Below are 5,487 nucleotides of genomic sequence, written 5' to 3'. Positions count from 1 at the left end.
TCTTACGCGTGACCGCTTCATTGTCCCCGGTGATGACCTTCACCTCGACACCGTGATGGTTAAGCGCGGCAATCGCCTTGCCCGCCGTATCCTTCGGCGGATCCAGGAACGCCAGGCAGCCCACCGCGATAAGACCGCTTTCATCTGCCACGCCATACGGGCGCCCTGCCGGCGGCTGATACTTGATCGCCACCACCAGCACACGCAGGCCGTCTTCATTGAGCCGGTGCGTCATCGCCTTGATCGCAGTCCGGTGCTCGTCGGTCATCGGCAGGATGTCGTCGCCGGCCTTGGCCAGCGTACAGATCGATAGCATCTCCTCGACCGCGCCCTTGCACACCAACAGATCTTGAGAGTTGCCGCCGCTCACCACGACCGACATGCGGCGGCGCTGGAAGTCGAACGGAATCTCGTCAACGACGTGGAAATGCACCGCGGTGGCCTCGAGGTCGCGATGCTCCAGAACCGCCTTGTCCATGAGGTTCTTCAGTCCGGTCTGGAAGCGGCTGTTGAGGTAGCCAAACTCCAGGGCTTCGTCCGATTCCTCGCCGTAGAGGTCGATGTGGCGTTCGAGAACGATCTTGTCCAGGGTGAGCGTGCCGGTCTTGTCCGTGCACAACACGTCCATCGCACCGAAGTTCTGGATCGCATTGAGCCGTTTCACCACGACCTTCCGCCGGGACATCGCGATGGCGCCCTTGGCGAGGTTGGCCGTCACGATCAGCGGCAGCATTTCGGGTGTCAGGCCGACCGCCACGGAGAGTGCGAACAGGAACGCCTGCAACCAATCGTGCTTGTCAACGCCATTGATGACGAAGACGATCGGCACCATCACCGCCATGAAGCGAATCAGCAACCAGCTCACGCTCTTGACGCCACGATCGAAGCTCGTTTGCACGCGCTTGCCGACTACGTTGCGCGCCAACGAACCCAGATAGCTGCGCGCCCCCGTGGCCACGACCACGGCTGTCGCCGTGCCGCTGACGACGTTGGTGCCCATGTAGCAGACACTCGGAAGGTCCAGCGGATTGTCCTCCGGGCCCGGCCCCGTCTCGCCGGTGATGTCCCGAGGGGAAGGTGCAGCCTTCTCCACAGGCAATGATTCGCCGGTGAGGATAGCCTGGCTGATGAAGAGGTCCTTCGCGCTCAGCAGGCGTAGGTCGGCGGGCACCATGTCGCCGGCGGCCAGATGCACGATGTCGCCGGCCACCAGCTCCGACACCGGCACATCGATTCGCTCCGCGTGCCCGTCCGCGGCCCGGCGCGTCAGTGTTGCCGTGTTGCGCACCATCGCCTTCAACTTCTCGGCCGCCTTCGAGGAGCGGTATTCCTGGGCAAAACTCAGGAACACGCTGATCGATACCATCGCCGCAATGATCGTCGGACCGGTCAGGTTCGTGCGATCGGTCAGTAGCTGCACCCCCGCCAGCACCAGCAGCACCACGATGAATGGATTCTTGAACGCGTGCAGCAGCTGAAGCGACCCATGCGGTGGCTTCTCATGCGACACCTCGTTCGCGCCGTCGCGATCCAGCCGCTGGGCGATCTGTGCTTCATCGAGGCCAGCGGCGCTGGTGTCCAGCGCGGCGAGCAATGCCTCGTTATGGAGGAACGCTTCCATCGCAACGGACACGCGGACCGGTGCGTAATCGTGAATGAGCTTCATGGCCCATCTCCTTGTAACGGCGCCGCAGGCAGCCGTCAGGAGCGGGCCGGACTTCCCTAGTCGAGGAAGGCGCCGGCCGACCGCAGGCGGTTGCCGCAGACAGTCAGGTTGTTATGCGCCGCCGGTATCCGATGCTCGCGGATGCCGACGTTGCGACTAGGGTAGACGTCCATATGCTTTGGTCTGGGAGGACAGGAGTGCTTTGAATAGAGTTCCATGGCGCGGCGTGACGTGCAACCGCTTCGGCGAAAAGAATCCGTAAATTTTGTCATCGGTGAAGACACGCCGGAATGCCGAGACCGAGTGATAGCCCTTCATTAACGTGAGTCACTTTTTCGCCTTCCCACGATTGAATGCGACGGCGGTTCGTACTAACGCCGTCAGAGCTTTCTCGTCAATCGTATCGCCCTCGAAGAGATCGATCGCGCGCCATACTTTGCCGCCGAAGCCGTTGTTGAACAGTTTGTCCGGATCAGCGAGGGCCGCGCCATGGGCAAAGGTGAGTTTGACTTTTTCCTTGTGCGCGTTACCGACCAGGAGGTTTCCATCAAGAACCCACACGGGGCTTCCCATCCACTTCCATGCCTCGACGATAGCCGGATCCGCCTTGAGGATCGCCTTGCGCAGGCGCGCCAACATCGGACCGCGCCAGTCAGCAAGACCGGCGATGTATTCGTCAATGCGTAAGGAAGGGTTTTCCTGGCTCACCATGTCTCTCCTGTTGGCTCACGACAGTCAAACGGCGCCGAGGAGGAAGCCGACGGAATCCGGGCGAAACGTGTTCGCGAGCACGCGAGAGGCCGCTGGCGACTTTTCGGTCGTACCGACGGGAGCCCTGGGTTTGAGACCCGGCGTACTGACCGTACCTTCGGTACTCAAGGCATGGCTCGATCACGTCGTTCGCGCCCGGCGCACCTTCACCATGACCTCGGCGGGAAAGGTCGGCACGCTGCATGATCGGCCGGTCTACATCGCGGTGGCGTCTGGTGGCCGGTTCTCCGGTGAGCGCGCACGCCAGCCCGACTTCCTGACGCCCTACCTCACGACCATCCTTGCGCTGATCGGCCTGCACGACCTCAGGTTCTTTTCCGTCGAGGGGACGGGCGCAGGCACAGAGGCCGTCGCGGCCACCAGGGACGCGACCGAGACGGCCCTTCAAGCGCATTTCTCGATGTCTGACGTTATTTAGCGTCGCCGATTTTCCGATCGAGGAAACTGCGGATCAACGGCACCATTTCATCGGCACGGTCTTCCAGGGCGAAATGCCCTGTCGGAATCAGATGAAACTCGAGGTCCTTGAGGTCGCGTTTATAGGGATGCGCACCGTCGGCCGGGAAGATGAAGTCGCGCTCACCCCAGACGATCAGGGTGGGCGGCTGGTGCTTGCGGAACAGTTCCTGCACAGCCGGGTATAGCGGAAGGTTGGTGCGATAGTCGTACATGACATCCATCTGCACGTCCGCATTCTTCGGACGATCCAGAAGCGCCTGGTCGTGGATCCAGTTATCCGGCGACACACGGGTCTTGTCGTCGACACCGTCGGTGTACTGGAAGATGGTCGTCTCCAGCGTGACCAGTCCGAGTAGCGCGTCCCTGCTCGTCTTGCTGCCATCGTTCCAGTACGTCTTGATCGGATCCCAGAACGTCTTCAGGCCTTCGTCGTAAGCGTTTCCGTTCTGGATGACGAGAGCCGTCACCCGTTCCGGTGTCTTCAGGAACAACCGCCAGCCGACCGGTGCGCCGTAGTCCATCACATACATCGCGAATGACGTCACGCTGAGCTGTGCGAGCAACTTCTCCACGATATCGCCGAATCCATCGAAGGTGTAGGCGTACGTGGCCGGGTCCGGCATGTCGCTTTGGCCGTAACCGGGGTAATCCGGCGCAATGACGTGGTATCGGTCCGCAAGCAGCGGGATCAGGTTGCGAAACATGTGCGACGAGGTGGGGAACCCGTGGAGCAACAGGACCACCGGGCCGTCCGCCGGGCCCGCCTCACGGTAGAAGATCTTCAGCCCTTCGATGGTCGCGAACCGGTGGTGCACCACGACGGGGGCGGCGTTCGCTACGGGTTTGACTTGCGCGTTCATAGACACGGATCTCCGAGGTGAACATCACGTATCAGCCTACGGACTCTTCCGGGGTCTGGCTTGTTCGCTCGCGTGCTTTTTGACGATTCGCACAGTGCGGCTTGATTGACGACGCCAACCCGACGCACTATGGAAGCCATGTAAGTCCGCCCATTGAGGTGACGGTCATGGCCACGCTGGTCTCCGTGAATGTCGGCTTGCCGAAGGACGTTTCGTGGCAAGGCCAGGTCGTCTACACCAGTGTGTGGAAGGCGCCGGTCACGGGCCGGGTCATGGCGCGCCGGCTCAACATCGACGGCGACGGGCAAGGCGACCTCCAGGGGCATGGCGGGGAACACCGCGCCGTCATGGTCTATCAGGTCGAGTCCTATCGGCACTGGGAGGCGTTTCTCGGCAGACCGCCCATGGCATGGGGTTCGTTTGGCGAGAACCTCACCGTCGATGGCCTGGCCGATAGCGAGGTTTTCATCGGTGACCGCTTTCGCATGGGCGGCGCCCTGCTTGAGGTCACCCAGCCGCGTGTCACCTGTTACCGCGTGGGACTTCGGCTGGAGGAGCCGAGAATGCCTTCGCTACTGGTCTCGCATAAGCGACCCGGATTCTACTGCCGCGTGATTGAAGAGGGATTCATAGGCACCGGCGACGTCATTACGAAAGAGCTCTCGGGCAGCGACGTGAGCGTCGCGGAGATCGACGCCCTGCTCTATCTGACTGACCACCCGCGCGACGCTCTGGAACGCGCCATTCGTGTGCCCGCCCTCAGCAAGGGCTGGCGAGAGTCGCTGGAATCGATGCTTGCCGCTGGCCCCCATGCCCCAGGCAACGCTGGCCTGACCGGATTGCCGAACGCTGAACCGGCCTGGCGTGGCTTCCGCGACGTCACGGTGCAAGCGATCGTTTCGGAAAGTACCTCGGTCAAGTCCTTCGTACTCGAAGCGGCCGAGGGTCCCGCCCTGCCTCCGGCTCGCGGCGGCCAGTTCATCGTGGTCAGATTGACGCGGCCTCCCCCGCAATTGCCGCTCATACGAAGCTATTCGCTTTCCGACGCAAGCACGCCGGGCCGGTATCGTTTCTCAGTGAAACGGGCGGGTGGCGAGGGAAGCCAATACCTGCATGGCCACATCAACGAAGGCGACCGCCTGAGCATCAGTGCACCGCGCGGGAGCTTCGTTCTCGGGCCCGACCACCATGCACTGGTCTTCTGGAGCGCAGGCATCGGCATCACTCCTGTTCTGGCGATGCTCCGCGAGCTGGCCGGCGATCCGACAACCTACGCAAAGAAGATCTATTGGATTCATGGTTCGCGCAGCGGCGAGGAGAACGCATTCGCCACCGAAGTGGACGGCTTGCTTCGACAGCTCGGACCCGCGATACGCCTCATTGCATTCAGTCAGCCTGGCGAAGCGGACGGCATCGGTCGCGAGTATGACGTTCGAGGCCGGATCACCCTGGCGACGCTGGATCGGCTCGCTATCCCACTTGATGCCCATGTCTATCTTTGCGGTCCCATGGCATTCATGGAGGAAGCACGGACCAGCCTTCACGCCGCAGGATTCCCGGATACGAACGTCTCCTCGGAACTCTTCGCCGGCGTCGAAGCGCTCCGTCCCGGGATCGTCCCCACCGCGCCTCGAGCACCCCACCCACCGGACGATGCCTCAACGGAGGGTGCGCTGGTGACCTTCGTTCGAAGCGGCCTCAGCGTGCATTGGAACGGGCGATACACCAGCC

General features: G+C 62.2%; 5 protein-coding genes. 2 read left to right on the top strand and 3 right to left on the bottom strand.

Features of this window, described 5'->3' with window-relative positions:
• Together mgtA and AC1DSN_RS17615 are read right to left on the bottom strand one after the other, a co-directional pair.
• The coding region (gene mgtA / locus AC1DSN_RS17620) for a magnesium-translocating P-type ATPase (protein ID WP_477331949.1) at positions 1 to 1,666 on the bottom strand (1,666 nt) is incomplete at its 3' end.
• Positions 1,667 to 1,993: 327 nt separating this feature from the next.
• On the bottom strand, positions 1,994 to 2,377 hold the full coding sequence (locus AC1DSN_RS17615) for a DUF1801 domain-containing protein (protein WP_477295510.1): 384 nt from the start codon (positions 2,375 to 2,377) through the stop codon (positions 1,994 to 1,996).
• 67 nt (positions 2,378 to 2,444) lie between these two features.
• On the opposite strand from AC1DSN_RS17615, the gene AC1DSN_RS17610 reads away from it, so the two are divergent.
• The gene (locus tag AC1DSN_RS17610; RefSeq protein WP_477331947.1) at positions 2,445 to 2,855 is read left to right on the top strand and encodes an NAD(P)H-dependent oxidoreductase; all 411 of its coding nucleotides are present in this window, start codon (positions 2,445 to 2,447) and stop codon (positions 2,853 to 2,855) included.
• Here AC1DSN_RS17610 and AC1DSN_RS17605 read toward each other — a convergent pair.
• Positions 2,848 to 3,756, bottom strand: coding sequence for an alpha/beta fold hydrolase (locus AC1DSN_RS17605; protein WP_477295506.1), 909 nt, complete (start codon positions 3,754 to 3,756; stop codon positions 2,848 to 2,850). The genes AC1DSN_RS17610 and AC1DSN_RS17605 overlap by 8 nt on opposite strands.
• A 167-nt stretch (positions 3,757 to 3,923) precedes the next feature.
• Between AC1DSN_RS17605 and AC1DSN_RS17600 the strand changes: the two genes are divergently transcribed.
• Positions 3,924 to 5,487, top strand: a 1,564-nt coding sequence (locus AC1DSN_RS17600) for an MOSC domain-containing protein (RefSeq protein WP_477331945.1), incomplete at its 3' end; no start/stop codon positions are given.

Source organism: Luteibacter sp. P4_D7_3 (assembly GCF_056401735.1).
Note: the sequence above shows the minus strand (reverse complement) of the source record. Positions and strands in the feature narration are given on the sequence as shown.

Bases quoted from the DNA above. Each gene is read 5' to 3' on its own strand.
- AC1DSN_RS17615 (WP_477295510.1), bottom strand. From the start codon at position 2,377: ATGGTGAGCCAGGAAAACCCTTCCTTACGCATTGACGAATACATCGCC.
- AC1DSN_RS17605 (WP_477295506.1), bottom strand. From the start codon at position 3,756: ATGAACGCGCAAGTCAAACCCGTAGCGAACGCCGCCCCCGTCGTGGTG.